This window comes from Paenibacillus sp. HJGM_3, assembly GCF_045062745.1.
Taxonomy (GTDB): Bacteria; Bacillota; Bacilli; order Paenibacillales; family NBRC-103111; genus Paenibacillus_AA.
In genome coordinates, this window is the sequence record NZ_JBJGED010000001.1 from 420,899 (window position 1) to 437,584 (window position 16,686).

Annotated in this window: 17 protein-coding genes; 6 read left to right on the forward strand and 11 right to left on the reverse strand. The window is 58.7% G+C overall.

Annotation, left to right across the window (positions count from 1 at the left end; translation table 11 throughout):
• Nucleotides 1-52: 52 nt before the first annotated feature.
• Nucleotides 53-1,345: an A/G-specific adenine glycosylase gene (gene mutY / locus ACI5FR_RS01820; RefSeq protein WP_405449506.1), complete on the reverse strand. Its 1,293-nt coding sequence runs from the start codon at nt 1,343-1,345 to the stop codon at nt 53-55.
• Nucleotides 1,346-1,420: 75 nt separating this feature from the next.
• Nucleotides 1,421-2,617, reverse strand: a complete 1,197-nt coding sequence (locus ACI5FR_RS01825; RefSeq protein ID WP_405449509.1) for a DUF3533 domain-containing protein — start codon at nt 2,615-2,617, stop codon at nt 1,421-1,423.
• A 177-nt stretch (nt 2,618-2,794) separates the two neighbouring features.
• Between ACI5FR_RS01825 and ACI5FR_RS01830 the strand changes: the two genes are divergently transcribed.
• The 3 genes from ACI5FR_RS01830 to ACI5FR_RS01840 all read left to right on the forward strand — a co-directional run bounded on the left by ACI5FR_RS01830 (nt 2,795) and on the right by ACI5FR_RS01840 (nt 5,015).
• Complete coding sequence (locus tag ACI5FR_RS01830) at nt 2,795-3,412, forward strand: TetR/AcrR family transcriptional regulator (protein WP_405449512.1); 618 nt, start codon at nt 2,795-2,797, stop codon at nt 3,410-3,412.
• 98 nt (nt 3,413-3,510) lie between these two features.
• Nucleotides 3,511-4,365 carry an AraC family transcriptional regulator gene (locus ACI5FR_RS01835; protein ID WP_405449515.1) on the forward strand — a complete coding sequence of 285 codons (855 nt, stop codon included), beginning with the start codon at nt 3,511-3,513 and terminating at the stop codon, nt 4,363-4,365.
• Nucleotides 4,366-4,454: 89 nt separating this feature from the next.
• On the forward strand, nt 4,455-5,015 hold the full coding sequence (locus ACI5FR_RS01840) for a hypothetical protein (protein ID WP_405449517.1): 561 nt from the start codon (nt 4,455-4,457) through the stop codon (nt 5,013-5,015).
• On the opposite strand, the gene ACI5FR_RS01845 is transcribed toward ACI5FR_RS01840, so the two are convergent.
• The gene (locus tag ACI5FR_RS01845) at nt 5,012-5,773 is read right to left on the reverse strand and encodes a (S)-benzoin forming benzil reductase (RefSeq protein ID WP_405449519.1); all 762 of its coding nucleotides are present in this window, start codon (nt 5,771-5,773) and stop codon (nt 5,012-5,014) included. The genes ACI5FR_RS01840 and ACI5FR_RS01845 overlap by 4 nt on opposite strands.
• Before the next feature lie 55 nt (nt 5,774-5,828).
• On the opposite strand from ACI5FR_RS01845, the gene ACI5FR_RS01850 reads away from it, so the two are divergent.
• A complete protein-coding gene (locus tag ACI5FR_RS01850) occupies nt 5,829-6,209 on the forward strand; it encodes a c-type cytochrome (protein ID WP_405449521.1) in 381 nt (126 codons plus the stop codon).
• Nucleotides 6,210-6,332: 123 nt separating this feature from the next.
• Here ACI5FR_RS01850 and acpS read toward each other — a convergent pair whose 3' ends face one another.
• The 7 genes from acpS to pyk form a co-directional block, all read right to left on the reverse strand.
• Nucleotides 6,333-6,794 carry a holo-ACP synthase gene (acpS, locus tag ACI5FR_RS01855; protein ID WP_405449524.1) on the reverse strand — a complete coding sequence of 154 codons (462 nt, stop codon included), beginning with the start codon at nt 6,792-6,794 and terminating at the stop codon, nt 6,333-6,335.
• A gap of 6 nt (nt 6,795-6,800) precedes the next feature.
• Entirely contained in the window at nt 6,801-7,610 is an 810-nt protein-coding gene (gene nadE / locus ACI5FR_RS01860; RefSeq protein WP_405449527.1) for an ammonia-dependent NAD(+) synthetase, read from the reverse strand.
• Nucleotides 7,611-7,749: 139 nt separating this feature from the next.
• Nucleotides 7,750-9,063 carry an ammonium transporter gene (locus ACI5FR_RS01865; RefSeq protein WP_405449530.1) on the reverse strand — a complete coding sequence of 438 codons (1,314 nt, stop codon included), beginning with the start codon at nt 9,061-9,063 and terminating at the stop codon, nt 7,750-7,752.
• A gap of 108 nt (nt 9,064-9,171) precedes the next feature.
• On the reverse strand, nt 9,172-10,611 hold the full coding sequence (locus ACI5FR_RS01870) for a serine hydrolase domain-containing protein (protein WP_405449533.1): 1,440 nt from the start codon (nt 10,609-10,611) through the stop codon (nt 9,172-9,174).
• 15 nt (nt 10,612-10,626) lie between these two features.
• Entirely contained in the window at nt 10,627-10,890 is a 264-nt protein-coding gene (locus ACI5FR_RS01875) for a hypothetical protein (protein WP_405449535.1), read from the reverse strand.
• A gap of 19 nt (nt 10,891-10,909) precedes the next feature.
• On the reverse strand, nt 10,910-11,557 hold the full coding sequence (locus ACI5FR_RS01880) for a GNAT family N-acetyltransferase (protein WP_405449537.1): 648 nt from the start codon (nt 11,555-11,557) through the stop codon (nt 10,910-10,912).
• A gap of 85 nt (nt 11,558-11,642) precedes the next feature.
• A complete protein-coding gene (gene pyk, locus ACI5FR_RS01885; RefSeq protein ID WP_405449540.1) occupies nt 11,643-13,049 on the reverse strand; it encodes a pyruvate kinase in 1,407 nt (468 codons plus the stop codon).
• A gap of 120 nt (nt 13,050-13,169) precedes the next feature.
• Between pyk and ACI5FR_RS01890 the strand changes: the two genes are divergently transcribed.
• Together ACI5FR_RS01890 and ACI5FR_RS01895 are read left to right on the forward strand one after the other, a co-directional pair.
• A complete protein-coding gene (locus tag ACI5FR_RS01890) occupies nt 13,170-13,967 on the forward strand; it encodes an AraC family transcriptional regulator (RefSeq protein WP_405449542.1) in 798 nt (265 codons plus the stop codon).
• 191 nt (nt 13,968-14,158) lie between these two features.
• Nucleotides 14,159-15,133 (forward strand): spermine/spermidine synthase domain-containing protein, encoded by a 975-nt coding sequence (locus ACI5FR_RS01895; protein WP_405449545.1) that lies wholly within the window; start codon nt 14,159-14,161, stop codon nt 15,131-15,133.
• A gap of 117 nt (nt 15,134-15,250) precedes the next feature.
• Here ACI5FR_RS01895 and ACI5FR_RS01900 read toward each other — a convergent pair whose 3' ends face one another.
• On the reverse strand, nt 15,251-16,522 hold the full coding sequence (locus tag ACI5FR_RS01900) for an S-adenosylmethionine decarboxylase related protein (protein ID WP_405449547.1): 1,272 nt from the start codon (nt 16,520-16,522) through the stop codon (nt 15,251-15,253).
• Nucleotides 16,523-16,686 lie beyond the last annotated feature (164 nt).

The window sequence follows — 16,686 nt, forward strand, 5'->3', positions numbered from 1 at the left end:
CACGGATGTGCCGATCTCGAACGCCTTTTTGGTGTATCGTATTCGGACGGGCCTACTTCGGCTGCAGCTCGCGGATAATACGGAGGAACACATTCGGGAACGCGAACCGATCCATGTCAGAGGCGTCAATCCATTGCCAATGGGACGCCTCCGTGTCCCCGACTCTCTCGCCGCCCTCCACGAACCCCTCGAACCGGCAGCGGTACACGTCCAGCTGCCACTGGATGTGGCTGAAGGTGTGCTCCGCCGCCATCAGCCACTCGCCCGGCTCGACGCGCAGGCCGAGCCGCTCCGCCAGCTCGCCGCGCAGCAGCTCGGCGTCGCGGCGCGCGGGCGGCGCGCCCGCAGGCGCCTCCGCGCCGAGCGGCGCGAACAGCGCGAGCTCGCCGCCGCCAGCCGCGAGCGCATCCGCACCGGTGCCTGCGCCGGCGTCCGCCGCCGCCGAGCTCCGCCGGCGGCGCTTGCCCGCGCCGCCCGCGGCCGGCCCACCGGCCGCGGCCAGCGCCGCAGGCGCCTGAACTCCCGCTACGTGCGGGAGTTCCCACATGCGCGCCAGCAAGCCGTCCTGCGGCCGCTGGCGAATGAGGAACCGGCCGCTATGCGCGCCGGTGCCTTCCACGAACGCCACGAGGCGCGCTTCCGGCCGGGGCGGCTTCGCCTTCGCCTTGACCGGCAGCGCCTCGGTCATCCCTTCCAGCCGGGCGGCGCAATGCTCCATCACCGGGCAGGTCAAGCAGCTGGGCGACTTCGGCGTACACACCGTCGCCCCGAGCTCCATCAGCGCTTGATTGAAGTCGCGGGCTTCCCCTTCCGGGATCAGCGACTTGGCCAGCGCCTCGATGCGTACCCGGGTCGACGGCTTCGCGATGTCGTCCTGCAGGAGGAAGAAGCGCGACAGCACGCGCATCACGTTCCCGTCTACCGCCGGCTCGGGCCGGTTGTAGGCGATGCTCAGGATCGCCCCGGCGGTGTAAGGGCCGACACCCTTGAGCGAGGACACGGCCTCAAGCGTATCCGGCACCGTGCCGCCGTAGCCCTCCTTCACCTCCCGCACCGCCGCTTGGAGGTTGCGGGCCCGCGAATAGTAGCCGAGCCCCTCCCATTGCTTCAGCACGTCCTCCTCCGGCGCATCCGCCAGCGCCTCAAGAGTCGGGAATTTTTCCAAAAACCGGTGATAATAAGGAATGACAGTATCGACCCGGGTTTGCTGCAGCATCACTTCCGAGATCCAAATATGATAAGGGTCGCGGCTGCGCCGCCACGGCAAATCCCTTCGATGGGCTTTGTACCAGGCGAGCAGCGGCTCCGAATATATAACCAAGTTGCGATCCGCGGGCTCCATCATAACGCTTAGACTCCTCTACCTGAACAGATTTCGGACATCCTCTTATTGTGCATGGAACCCGCCCGGTTGGCAAGCCTATTGCGTCTGAAGCCCCCCGGATTCTTTACCGGCCGCCGTCCCCGACGCCCCCGCATTCGGGCGCAGCCCGGATCCGAGCAGCACCACACCGCAGCCGGCCGCGATCCAACCCAGGATCGCTCCATTGGATGCGAGAGGCTGGGCCCCGCCGTAGTAGAGCACGTTACGCAGTCCGGAAGCCGCGATCCGAAGCGGAGACCAGGAGTACAACCAGTCCTGCGTCGCCTGCGGCAGGAACTCGACCGGCATGTTCAGCACCGGCATGGAGAAGAACATGAGCAGGACGAGCAGCGCCATCGCCGGGAGGCCGATCCAGATCAGCAACGCGGATTGGAGAAGGAAGAACGCCGCCCCGATCAGCCAGAGGAACAACCAAACGGCTGCCGCATCCGCGAGCGCCACCCCGTACCAGCCCGAAGCCATCCACACGATAAATCCGGACACGAGCGCGAGCACGGCTACACCCGAGACCAACTGCGAGGCTGCGATCCCGAACCGACCCGCCCCCTGTGCAGCCGCTTGGCCGCCGGCCAGGAACAGGAAAGCCGCCGTGACCAAGCTGCCGATCCATATAATCTGCGTGAGCAGCCCAGGTGCATTGCCGCTCGCCTGATTCGCTCCGATCGGATGCACGAGCTGTACCTGCGTCTGAATGGGCGTGAGCATCGCCGTGGCCGCCACGACCGGAATCGTAGGCGAGTTGCCGCCCGCCATCGAGAGCAGCTGCTGCGAGAATCCGGTGCCTACCCCCGCCATCACTTGCTGGAGCATTTGGCTCACCGCCGTCGAAGCCGGCGTACTCATGCCTTCGTTCACGAGAATCTGCACGGTAGCCGGCTTCGGCGTGGCGGACGACAACGACAGGAGACCGGCGCTTAAGTCTGCCGGCAGCACGAGTGCGCCATAATACTTTTGCTCATCCAGCCCTTCACGCACGGCGGCTTCCGATGTTTCCACGATCCATCGAACCGGCATTTGCCCGTTCCCCAGCAGCTTTTCCTTCACCATTTCCCCAGCCGCCAGCGTCGAGCCGTTCGGCAATTTGACCGGCTGATCGAGCACTGCAATCGCGACCGGCAGCTCCTTGGGCTTCGCCCCCACAATCGAGCCCATCATTGCGAGCCCGAAAATCGACAGCACCAAAAGCACCACAACAATTCCGATCCAAAGCAGCTTTTGCTTAAACAATCCCATGTTTGCACACCCCTTATTTCAATTAACATGTTGTTGATTAATGTTCACACTGTTAATTATAATAAGAGTACCATTGCTTGCAATAATCAATCCCAGCACGCATTGTTAACTATTCCACACAAGGTTTGTCCACTGTTCATTATCTCTGAAAACTTTTGAAACCCGAGGTGAAGCCCTATGAGCGACAAGCCGGATCGCCGTCAAGCCCGCACGAAGCAAGTGCTGCTACAAGCGCTGTTGGAGTTGATCGAGGAAAAAGGGAGCGACCAGATCACGGTAACCGATATTTCCAACCGGGCCGATCTGAATCGCGGAACGTTCTACCTGCACTACCGCGACGTACCCGACATGCTGGAGCAGATCAAGGATGAAGCGTTCAACCGCATTCAAACTTTAATAAAAGCTCTTGATCCCCGGGAGCTGCTAGAGCATTTGAACCAGGGAAAGGCCTACCCGAAATCCGTCCGGCTCTTCGAGGAATTCGCGGCCCATCGGCTCTTCTATCAAGTGATATTGGGGCCGAACGGGGATATGTCGTTTCTCAACCGGGTGATGGAGTTGTTCCGGAATCATTTGTACACGAAATTCACCTACGAAATCGAGGAATCGGGCCGGCTCGTCCCCATCGATTACCTAATGGCTTACTCGATCTCGGCGAATTTGGGCGTCGTGCAGCATTGGATCCGGAACGGGATGCAGCAATCTCCCGAAGAGATCAGTCTGATTTTGTCCAGCCTGATGAATTACGGTCCGCTCGTGGCAAGCGGCTTGAAGCTGAAGGTCGCCCAGCCTTGACCGGTCTCCGGATGGCTGCACCGTTCGGCTTTTTCATTGTCAGCGTTCCCGCCCGTGGGCTATACTGGATTTAATTGTTAGTGGAAGAGAGGCCCTCTATGTTAACGCCCGGTGAAATTGCGGCTCAACTGAATCGATTCGTGTTCTCCCTGCTGCTGATCGGCCATCAGAAGACAGAGGTGTCCTGGTCGCAGCCGCTCCGAGCGATCCGCCACCACTCCTTTTGGCTCATTGTGAAAGGGCGGGGGACGTTCACCATCAACGGCACGCTCTACCCGGCGGAACCCGGCAAGCTTTTTTTCTTCTCGCCCGGCATGATCGTGGAGCGCAATACGGATCCCGAACAGCCGATCGAATACTACTTCGTCCGGTTCCATTATAAGGAGACGTACGAGGAGAAGGAGCAGTGGATCTCGCGAAGCGCGTCGGATTGTCCTTTTCCGCTGGAGGGGATGTATTCGATGCAGAACACGCCCCAGCTCATCTACTTGATGGAGCAGCTGTTCGCCTTGTGGCAGCGGCGGGGGCATATGAACGCGATGCGGCGCAAAATTTTGCTGCTCGAGTTTTTCCTGACCCTCCTGCAAGACTTCCGCGCCCAAAAGATCGCCGGCGACACGACGGCCGCCATCGAGCTCACCCAGGAGTACATGGTGCAGCATTATCAGGAGCCGCTTACTCTGGAGCAGCTCGCCCAGTTGGCGGGACTCAGCGTGAGCCACTACTCCCGGCTGTTCAAGAAGTATATCGGGTACAGTCCGATCGACTTCCTGACCCATCTGCGCATGGACCGGGCGAAGGAGCTGCTCGTGCTGTCCGATTACCGGTTGAAGTCGATTGCCAACAGTGTGGGGTACGTGGATGAGTTTTATTTCAGCCGCATTTTCAAAAAAGTGGTCGGCTTGTCCCCGCGCGAGTACGCCAAAAAGCACCGGGTCGAGCCGGCGCATTAAGTGCGAGTAGCGGCCGGGTGACGCGGCGTGCTTAAGTTGACATCATTTCGGACAAATAGTAAGCTTACGTTGGTTCGAGGTGATGATGCATGGATATTCATATGGATACAGCCAGGGCTTATACGCCCTATCTTCTTATATGGGGCGCGCAGTGGATCCTGCAAGCGCTGCTACAATATAGCGGGAACGCGGAGCCGCCAAGTCTCGCGGTGACCGTCAGTCTGTGGACAGCCGTTGCGCTTAGCGCGGTTGTTTTTGTGCTGCGCTTGGCCAGGGGACGGAAGGAGCCGGCGGCGAAGGAGTTAACGAGCTCTCCCCGTTACCGCGCCTCTTCTTTCCTCGTGCCGTTAGTGGTCGTACTCGCTTCGGCCGGTTTGCTGCTGTACGTGCAGCCGCTGTCTTACATCCTCATCGAGCTGCTGCGGCCGCTCGTTCTGGCGCTGTTGTACAGCCTGCTCGGGGTCTGGCTCCGGCGCGAGCTGATGTACCTCGGCGTTTGGCTGTGGGCGCTGACTGCCGTGCTCGCCCTCTGGTTCCTGGGCTACGCCTCTCTCGTGCTGCTGTTCTTCGGAGGACTGAGCCTGCTCGCCTGCGCCGCGATTCTGTGGATGCACCCTGTAGGGCAAGCAGAGTCAGAGACGGCGGCTTAATCGCCCAGCGTACGGACGTCGAGCAAGCTTCCCGTCGCGTGCGTGCGGTCGAACAGCGCCTTCAGCAGCTTGCCCGCCGCCGTGTCGGGCGATTGAAGCCCGCCCTGTTCCTTCAGGGCGACGAAGCGTGCATGCTGGGCGAAATTACTCGGGTCCGTCGAGCGGATCGCCTGCTGCATGCCGGTATCGACGACGCCCGGCGCGACGGACAGGATGCGCACCGGATTCGTCCGGTTCGCCTGCTCTAGCCCTACGGCGCGGGTGAACATGTCGAGCCCGGCCTTCGCGCTGCAATAGCTGCTCCAGCCCTCATAGGGGTTGCGCGCCGCTCCGGAGGAGACGTTCAGCACCGCCTTATCGCCGTTGCAGTCCGCCGTATGGCGTAGGAAGGCGGCGGTCAGCACCATCGGCGCGATGAGATTGAGCTGCACGCCTCGCGCGATCTCCTCTGCGTCGCACCGGTCCGCCGGAGCGATCGGCTGAACGATGCCGGCGTTGTTGATCAAATAGGCGGCTTCGAGCTCCTGCGGCTTCACATCGCGGAAAGCCCAGCCGATCAGTTGCTCCAGCCCCGCCGTGTGCAGCAGATCGTACGCGATCCATTCCAGCGTTGCCTGCCGGTTCGCTGCCTCCGCCAGCAATTGGGCGTTCTCTTGGCGGGAGATGGCGGCGATCCGGGTGTCCGGCTGATCGAGCAGACGGCGGACGAGCGCTTCGCCCAAGCCTTGCGAAGCTCCAGTTACGATGATGAGTTTCATAATCGTTTATGCTCCTTTTGTATGCTCACTATATCGATTCGGAGGCCAAACTCCTATGTCCACTATAAAGTTTTCCCCCTCCCTGCTCAATCGCACGCTTCTTGTGTCCCTCGCCGCAGCCGTCTTCATCGGACTGCTGTCGGGATGCGGCGCCAAGTCCGGAGGCAGCGAAGAAGCTGCCGGGAAGCCCGAGCTGCTTGCCGCCGCTTCGGCGGATACGCAGGCGATCTACAAGAAACGCTGCATGTCTTGCCACGGCGACGGCCTCCAGGGCCGGATCGGCCCGAAGACCGATCTGACGCAGGTCGGCGGCCGACTCACGGCCGAGCAGATCGAGGCGCAGATCCGCAAGGGCGGGAATGGCATGCCGGCGTTCCAGGATCTGAAGGCGGAAGAGATCGCCGCTCTGCGCGATTGGCTGGCGGGCTTGAGGTGACGATTCGGCCTTACTTGGGGACGGGACCCACTCTACCTACTACAAACAACAAAACCTACTGCTCCCTGCAGCGGCACGGCTCTATCGGCACCATGCCCGCTGCGTGAACGGTAGGTTTTGTTGTTACTGCGCGTCCCGCTCGGCTACTACGAAGGCCGCCGCCGTCGTCTCCGTGTGCGTGATCGTTAGATGCAGCCGCACCGCGGGCTGCGGCCCCGCGTTAGGCGACGCCTCTGTGGCCGTCGCCGTGTCTGCTGCCGCGCCGGCCGCCGCCACGGCGTAGCCGAGCCGCGCCCAGGCGGCGTCGCTCACGCTGCAGCAGGGCCGGCCCCGGTCATCCGGGACGACCCGGATGTCCTGCAGCCCGACCTGCCGCCCGATGCCGCAGCCGAGCGCCTTGGCGACGGCTTCCTTCGCCGCGAACCGGCCCGCGACATACTCGGCCAGCCGGTTCCCCCGCGTAGCCGCGCGCTCGCGCTCCTCCGGCGTCAGCACCCGCTCGACGAAGCGCGCGCCGTGCGGCTCCTCGAGGATGCGCCGGATGCGGGCGATCTCTACCAAATCCATACCGATGCCGATAATCATAGGCGCTTAGATGCCGGGGATCGGGGCCCGCTTGTGCTCCGTACGGAGGTACTGCTTCTCCAGCTTCGCCTTCGCTTCCGCGCCGATCTCCTTGCCTTCCAGGTAGTCGCTGTTATCGTCATATGTGATGCCGAGCTCGCCTTCGTCCGTCTGCCCTTCCCACAGTCCGGCGGTCGGAGCCTTGTCCAGCACGCTCTGCGGCACGCCGAGCTCGGCCGCCAGCTGGCGCACTTGGCGCTTGTTCAGCGAGCTGAGCGGGGTCACGTCGACCGCTCCGTCTCCATACTTGGTGAAGAAGCCGGTGATCGCTTCCGAAGCATGGTCCGTGCCGACCACGATCAGCTTCAGGTCGAACGCCAGCGCGTACTGCATCACCATGCGGGTGCGGGCCTTGATGTTGCCCTTGCCCTCGCGGCTCACGTGCCGAGGGATGCCGAGGTGCTTGAAGCCGTACTCGACCTCGAGCGCGATCTCATCCACCGCCTGTTCGATGTTCGTCTCGATCTTATGCGTCAGCTGGAACGCCTCCGCGACGGCGTAGCTGTCGGAGATGTCTGCCTGCTCGCCGTACGGCTGGAACACGCCGAGGGTAATGTAGTCGCGGCCGGTTTCCTTCGACAGCTCGTCGGTCGCCATTTTGCACAGCCCTGTCGTGACGGCGCTGTCTATGCCCCCGCTGATCGCGATGAGCAGCCCGCTCATGCTCGACTGGATCAGGTAGTCCTTCAGGAACTGAACCCGACGGCGAATCTCTTCCTTCGGATCGATCTGGGGCTTCACCCCCAGCTTGGCGATAATGTCCTGCTGCAGGCTCATCGGTCATCTTCCTTTCCCGTCACTTATTTCTCCCTCTCAGTATAGTCTACCGGGAGTAGATTTCAAGCATCCCGCCATAAAAGCGGGCTCCAGGCAAGTACCTGGAGCCCGGATGTGCACATGCGGCATACCGAAAACGTTAGCCTTTGCGAACCTGAACTTGACCGGGCATCGGCTCGACGCCGATCCCGTACGCCTCCAGGCTCGAATAGTCCGGCTGGTCGCTGAACCGCTCCAGATCGTTGTACGCCGGGATGCCGTGCAGCGCCATGTCGAGCCCTTCTTCTTCCTCGGCCGCGGTGACCCGCAAGCCGATCGTCTTCTTGATCGCCACCGCCACTCCGTAGCTGACCGCCAGCCCCCAGACTGAGACGATTGCCACACCCATGAGCTGGACGAGCACGAGATGCGCGCTGCCGGTCGTGAACAAGCCGTCCGCCTTGTCGAACAGCCCGACGGCGATCGTCCCGAACGTACCGTTGACGCCGTGGACGGCGACCGCTCCTACCGGGTCGTCGATCTTCATCCGGTCGACGAGGAGCGTCCCCCAGATGACGAGCACGCCGGCGATCAGTCCGATGAGGATGGCCGAGTAAGGCTCGACGTAGGCGCATCCCGCCGTTACCGCGACGAGGCCCGCGAGTGCGCCGTTCATCGTCATACTCGGGTCGGCCTTGCCGTACCGGAACAGCGTGTACAAGAGCGAGGCCGCTCCGCCCGCCGAAGCCGCCAGCATCGTGTTCAGCGCGATGGAGGGGAGGTTCGTGTCGAAGGCGTTCAGCGTGCTGCCCGCGTTGAAGCCGAACCAGCCGAACCAGAGGATGAAGGCGCCTGCCGATGCGAGCGGGATATTGCTCGGCGCGAATACGTTCACGCTGCCGTCCGAGTTGAACCGGCCCTTGCGGGGGCCGAGCACATACGCAATCGCGAGCGCCGACCAGCCGCCCAGTGCATGAATGGCCGCCGAGCCGGCGAAATCCTTCATCCCGAGCTGCATCAGCCACCCGTCGGCATTCCACACCCAATGGCCCGAGATCGGGTAGACGATCGCCGCGAAGAGGACGGCCAGCACCATGTACGCCTTCAGCGACATCCGCTCGGCAACAGCACCGGAAATAATCGATATGACTGCGACGGCGAAGCCAAGCTGGAACAAGACATAGGCCGCCAGAGGCAAATCAAGCGTCATCTCCAAATGCTGCGAAGCGCCCCAGAAGTCGAAGCTGAACACCCCGGCGATATCGGGACCGAACATGATGCCGAACCCGATCAGGAAAAAGGCCAGAGCGCCCAAGGTTAAATCCACAAAAATTTTCATCGTGACGTTTACTGCATTTTTCGTCCGGACGAGCCCGGCCTCAAGCAAGCTGAACCCGCCTTCCATAAACAAAACCATCGCTGCAGCGATTACAACCCATACCGTGTTTAGGGCTATTATCTGTTCCCCATTCATCTCCCACACGCTCCCTTTCGCCCTATTATAGGGACGGTGGGAAGGTTCGTCAACGGATTATGTCAGGTTATCTAACATGAAACAAAAATATTATCTATCTCGCGAGAACTAATCCGACACGCGCATCCCCTCGAGTTCTAACGTCGATTGCGCTCCGAACCGTGTGAATTCCCACTGAATCCGCACCCCGTCGCCCGAGAATCGGCACGTGAACGTGTCGGAGAAAGGCGTCTCCACCAGCCTCATGCTCATGACGAACGTGTCGGGCGCGGACCATCCGCAGCTCGCTGCAGCCCGAAGCGGCTCCCCCTCAAAGTGCACGAGGCCTTCCACCCATTGCCCGACTCCTAAGCGTACGAGAATTACTCTCTCCCCGATCTGCAGCGTGAACACACATACATCGGCTTCCCATTCCCAGGAGACGGTCCTGATCCCGCGGTCATTGTCCTTCAGAGAATACCGCCTGCCCGAGACATGCCCCACTACATCCGACGTCGCTTCCGATAGAATCGGCGGGAACGACAGGGAATGCAGCTCAGCCGTAAGTTCCTCATACGCGGCTGCATCTGCCGACAAAGACTGATTCCCCATCGCCGGCAGCAGATGCGCCCATACTTGATCCAATATGCCCTGCAGCTGCCGTGAGCCTGCGGTGATCGCCACAACCGCATCCTGCTCAGGCAGCACGACGCAAAATTGCCCGAACGCCCCGTCGCCCCGATAAGCGCCATGGAGGCACCGCCAGAACTGGTACCCATACCCTTGACTCCAGTCCGGGTTCACACTCGAGTTCGCGATCTGAGCGGACGTCGCTTGTTCGATCCACGTTCCGGGAATAAGCCGCTCGCCCTTCCAGATCCCCCTCTGCAGATACAGCTGCCCGAATTTCGCGATATCCTCCGTCTTGAGCCACAATCCCCAGCCCCCGGTGCTGATGCCGCGGGGGCACGTTTCCCAGGCGCTGCCCTCGATGCCGAGCGGCTGGAACAGCCTGGGCATCAAATATTCGTGAACCGTTTGCCCGGTTACCCGCTGGACGATGGCCGACAGCATGTAGGTCGCGCCGCTATTGTAGACGAACCGTGTCCCCGGCTCATATACGACCGGCTGGTCCAGGATGTGCTGGACCCAATCGTCCGTCTTCCCCCGTCCGTCTCCAACCAGCGACTCGGCCCCGTGACCGGATCCCATGGACAGCAGGTGCCGGACACGCATCGCCTGCAGCTTGGCATCGTTCCTGACGACCTTGTCCGGGAAAAAGGAGACGACCGGATCGTCCACAGACAACAGTCCTTCCGCTGCCGCAAGGCCGACGGCTGTCGAGGTGAAGCTTTTGCTGAGTGAAAACATCATGTGCGGCCGCTCTGGACCATAAGGCGACCACCAGCCTTCGGCGACCACTTGGCCATGGCGCAGCAGCATGAAGCTATGTAGCCCTAATTCCGCTGAGTTAACCGCTTTCAAAAATTCCCTTACCGCAGCGGACGGTATCCCGTTCGCCTCCGGCAAGCCGCGCGGCAAAGCCTGCGCTTGAGCAGCATGCGACATTCGGCCATCTCCTCCCTATCGGTCCCCGTCCGGGGTCAAATCGTGAATAAACCGCAGCGCCATCGCTGCAACCTGAATCATCTCGGCCCGGGCGTGCACGAGATCGTTTCGCTTGATCGCATCCCACGCCTCGTCGACTTCTTCCAGCAACACCGCATACCCTTCATGCGCCGAGTGGAACGGCGGAAACTTGCGCATCGCCTTGCGCAGCTCCTCCGTTACTTCCAGCGCGATCGCCTCGACATCCGCAGCCGCGGCGCGACCGTTCCGATCCTCCATCCCGCTTCCCTCCTCATCTCTACTCGAATTCCACTCCCCGTACTTTGGCGAAAATCATCGTGTCCCGCAGGGAGCCGTCCGCACCGCGCTTCTCTTGCCTCAGGACGCCCTCCAGCGTAAAGCCGCACCGTTCCGCGACTTTGGCGCTCTTGACGTTCCGCGCATCGCAGCGGATTTCCACCCGGTTCGCCTGCAGCTCGCGAATCGCATAAGCCTCGATCGCCTCCACCGCCTCCGTCATATAGCCTTGTCCGGCAGCGGAGGTACGCAGCCAGTAGCCGATCTCGAACTTGCGGGCTTCCCAATCGATCCGGTGCAGCCCGCTGCTGCCGATGAGCCGCCCGGATACCTTCGACACGAGCAGGAGACGCAGGTCGGATCGCTCGAGGAAATGAAGGCGAGATTCCCGGATATTCGCCTCGGTCTCCTCCGGCGCGGGAGCCCGCTCGGCCCAGGGCATCCAAGGGCGCAGCTCGTCCAGGCTTTCCCGAATCGCCTCGTTCACCATCGCCCCATCCCCCCACTGCGGGGCGCGGATGATAAGCCTCTCGCTTTCGAACTGCTCAGGCACATGAAGCAAGATTGGGCGGACAGGATAACCGGAATCGGATCCAGGCAGCGTGTCGGATATTTCGGGGATATCAGGCGTTTCGGGCATGTCGGGCATGGCTGTCGCTCCTCTCGCAGTGAATGATTTCCAGTAACATACCATACCCGCCCGAAGCATTCAACCCAAATTTCCTGTTCACACGTTACACCTGTTGAACTTTGATCAGATTCGTCGCTCCCGTTCTCCCCATCGGGACACCCGCCGTAATGACGGCATAGTCGCCCTCGCGAATCAGTCCCGCCGTCATCCCGCTCTGCACCGCCGACCGGAACAGGGCATCCGTAGACTCGGAGGCGAGGCCCTTCACCGGGTACACGCCCCAGACGAGACAGAGCCGGCTGAGCACATGCTCGTGCTGGGTGATGGCTACGATCGGCGCCTTCGGCCTATGCTTGGCCACCATGCGCGCGGTGAAGCCGCTCTCGGTCGGGGTCAGAATGGCGCTGGCGTCCAGGGCCAACGAAGCGTTCACGGCAGCTTGGCTGATCACCTCGGTGACCGTCTGACCCTGAACATATTGAGGCTGCTGCCGTTCCAGGAACAGCGATTCCGCCTTGCGGGCGATGGAGGACATCGTCCGCACGGACTCGATCGGGTATTTCCCGGCCGCCGTCTCGCCGGACAGCATGATCGCGTCGGTGCCTTGCAGGACGGAATTGGCCACGTCGCTCGCCTCCGCCCGCGTCGGCCTCGGGTTAATCTGCATCGAATCGAGCATATGGGTGGCGACGATGACCGGCTTCCCGGCACGGTTGCATTTCTCGATCATCGTTTTCTGGATAATCGGCACATCCTCTACCGGAACCTCGACCCCCAGATCGCCGCGGGCGACCATGATGCCGTCCGATGCTTCGATGATCGTATCGAGGTTGTCCACTCCCTCCATGTTCTCGATCTTGGAGATGAGCTGCACATGCCCGCAACCTTGCTCCTCGAGCAGCTGCCGGACCATCATGACATCCTCCGCGCAACGGACGAACGACAAGGCGATCATATCGATCCGGTGCTCCACTCCGAAAGCGATATGGCGAATGTCCCGCTCGGTCACACCCGGCAATGTAGTGCGAACGCCGGGGAGATTGACTCCTTTCCGCGGCTTGATCAGGCCGCCGTTCACGATGCGGCCATGCACCTCCGTCTTCGTGACGTTCTCCACCACCAGCTCGATCAACCCGTCGTCGATCAAGATCCGGTTGCCCGGCTGAACGACGAGCGGCAGCTCCGCATAGTTGACCGAGATGCGTTCGGCGTTGCCGGGCATGTCCTCCACGGTCAGGATGAGCCGTTCCCCCGCCTGCAGCATATAGGACGGTTCCTGCAGCTTGCCGATCCGGACTTCCGGCCCCTTGATGTCCATCATGATCGGGATCACGGCTCCCGTCTCCTGCGCCGCCTGCCGCACCCGGTTCATCCGTCCCAGGTGGTCCTCCAGCTCGCCGTGCGCCATATTGATCCGAGCCACGTTCATGCCGGCGCGGATCATTTCTTTCAACACGTCCACCGAATCGCAGGCCGGGCCCATCGTACATACAATTTTCGTTTTGAGCATCGCGTATCGTTCCTTCCGGATTCTAGTCGCTCCTATTGTAATTCGGATGAAGACGCGCGAAAATGAACTATAGTACTGTACATGCAATGCAGTACGATCAACAAGGAGGGGAAGACAGCGATGCTCTCACTCGTAAATCTGAGGATGGATCAAGGTGTCGAATGGTTCGAGGAACGGCCGGCAGGCGTCCCGCAAGCGCTGCTCGTCTTGGTCAGCTACGGGAAGTGCGTGTATTGGATCGAACACGAGAAAGTCATCGCGGAGAAAGGCGATCTGCTCCTCATCCCCCCGAATACATCTTATTACGGCAAAAGCATCCCGACCGTCGTACACGAGAAGTACGTCGCCGTAGTGAAAATGGAACCGGCAGATCCGGGGAGATTCGAGGCGTCGGCAGCCGGGGCCCTGCCGCTCCTGCAGAGCAAGCGCTGGGTCAAGGCCAAAACGGGCTTGTACGACTACATGCTCGAGCGCATCCGCAGGTGCTTTTCGGAGTGGACGGACCAGGAGGCCTATGCGGCCGTGCGGGGACAGGCGATCGTCCTGGAGCTGTTCGCCCTCTGGAACCGCGAGCTGGACGGGGCACCGGCCTCCTCCGACCTGACGCGGCTCGCCGAGCGGATGAAAGCCTACATCCAGGAGCATTACCGATCGAAAATCACCAAGGAGGAGCTCGGCGCTTGCATAGGTAGAAGCCCCAACTACGCGGCCACCGTCTTCCGCCGGATCACGGGGCAAACGATCAGCGAGTACGTCCACGCCGTCCGCATGAAGTCGGCCGTGTTCCTGCTGCGCGATTCGCTCTTGACCGTGGCGGAGATCTCCGAAATGCTGGGCTACCGCGACGTGTCCTACTTCCAGCGTACATTCAAGCGGATCTATGCCGCCACGCCGTCGGCTTACATGAAGGAGCGATGAGAGTCTGCAAGAACCCTCTTTCGTTCTTCTTTTCATCATCTGTATGAGCACGGATCTCGAGAAAACAGAAGGGGGACGCGAAAATGGGAATGATCATTAGGCAACAAGCTATTCCGTTCTACTAATCGTACATATTATATTGCATATGCTGCAAGCATAGGAGATTCCAGCTCACAGAAAGGAGTGACGATATGAGTCAATGGATATGGATGGCCGTTGGTGCCGGACTCGTTTTGTCCATCGAAGGATTGTACTTGATTTATTGGAGATATTTAGGCTCCGGCTCGGTCAGGGATTATATCAACGAGGACCAGGCGCCTGAAGGAAAATATCGGATACTGCGTAAAATGAAAACGCCTAACCAGCGGATCGCCCTTGTTGATTATCGCGGGGAAATGTGGATTTACGGAAATGGCGACGTCATGTTCAGTACAACGGAAGATGAACATATGTATGCCGAGGTGATGGTTCACATTCCGATGGCTGCGGCAGGTAAGCGGAAGAAGATTCTGATCATCGGCGGCGGCGGCGGCGTGACGACCCGTGAAGCGCTTCGTTATTCGGAGGTGGAGGAAATAACCACCGTCGATGTCGACGATGTGATGCTGGATTTTGGTAAAAATCTGGACGCCTTGGTCAAATTTAATAAGGGTTCCTTAAATCACCCTAAAGTGAAGACCGTCATCGAAGACGGCAGAAGCTTTGTCGAGAGGGCGCCTGCCAAGTGGGACGTCATTATTATCGATATTCCGGAGCCTACAAACGGTTGTCCCCAGCTTTCCCGTCTCTTCAGCTGGGAGTTCTACGGTCTCTTAAAAGAACGATTGGAGCCGAACGGTGCAATCAGCGTAGCCTGCTCCACCTCCTCCTGGATGCCCGAGTATTTCTGGAGCATACAGGAGACCCTCAAAAAGGCTGGATTCCATGTGCTTCCATACCACAATTTCGTGCTGGAGGACGGCGAGGACTGGGGCTTCTGTCTGGCCACACTGTTCTCTGTACAGGCTGACAGCTTGCGGATGCTGGTCTCGACGCAATACCTGACTCCCGAAAAGCTGAAGGATATGTTTCACATGCCGTATTATTTTGTCAACCGCCATCAAAAAGGGAAAATTCAAACCGACCGCAACACGGCGCTGCTGGATATCGTTAATGATGCGTTTTGAAATGATCCCTTTGAATTGAATATGCGAGATCAGGAGACAGTCGGGGGATTGGGTGTCTCCTTCAGCGTTTTGTTCACCAAAAAAGCTAATCATACGTTCATGATTAGCTTAGGCAGCTTATTCTTGTATCCATTTGATTCGTTGATGCAGCAATCCGTCCGAAGTCCCGTTCATGCCGGTTACAAATTCTCTCATATGATAAGTAACATACTCCCCATACTTGCTTTCGGTGTCTAACAAAAGCTTATCGACATAATAGACGCCCAAAGGAAGATCATCCAAGACTAGACTTGCCAATCCGGCATAAATACCGCAGGCAACCTGGAAGTAGGTAGCATTCGTTGCGTATTTCGGGAAGATATCGCTGCTTTTCATCGTGTTATAAATATATTTTTCATGATCGTTATACACTAGGAGCACGCCGACCAGATCTTCCCCTTCAACCTCTCCTTCGGCAGGATCAATGATCTTCTGATTCCAGTGCCATAAGTCATCCACGTTACCCAGGTTATTTCGAATCAATTCCGTAGTATATTCATTTACCCGGTAAATAAATCCGATTTCCATATCAAATAATTCACCTAAAGTAATGACTTCTTCATGAGGCATGAGACAACCATAAAATTGCTTCTCATCCAGCCTTACTTTATATTCCAAAGCATAAACTTCCTCATAGAGGTAATGCGGCAAATGATGGTTGACAAACATCGGAAAGCTTAAAATAGCCTCATCAAGGAAGCATTCAACGGACCATGATGCGTAAATGGTATACGGTTCTATGATTTTTTTATCGGCGAAAAAAGAGTTGTCATGCTCTACGATGTAACAGGCTAATGGCTTTTGGTCCGGATTTTCATTCATTAATTTAATCGCCATCCATTGTACGACACCTGGATTCATACCGGAGCATACGATGGCCGTCGTATTTGTAAATTGATTTTTTTTCGCTTCAAATCGGATATACCGTTCCGTGAGAGGGAAACCGTACAGGCTTTCATCCTCGTCCACCTGGGTATTCTCTAACGCCGAGTTGATATAGAATACGCCTAAATCGTTGCAACAGCTGAGCATTTCAATGGTATCCGCCCATGAAACATCAATAACGATCTTTGTTTTTGTCTGGATCAGATGCTCACGGAATTCATTGACATCTTTGAGATCCAGCTGATAAAGCTTTATTTTATCGTACAGGTGAGGGAATAAATGGATGTAGTAACTGGGATCCTTTTGTTTTTTATCAATTAGATGGAGCTTTGATTTTTTCAATATGGAGTATAAGGGGTCGTTTATATCTTGAACCGATTGATTAAGGATGGCTAAGATCGCCTTGGCAACACCTCCGCAGCTGCCTAGAATTGTAATCGAATATTTATTCCTCCAATGCAGCATTCCATCACTTCCCTATTATTATTAGATTGATATATGTTATGAACTTCTGATAGGAATGCTTGGATGATCTCTGCAGTTATCGGAAAAATGGACGATATTCCGGCTGAAAGAGCTGGGAGGACCGTTAAGCAGGATTGGATCATGCATGAGGCCGCCGAACAGTC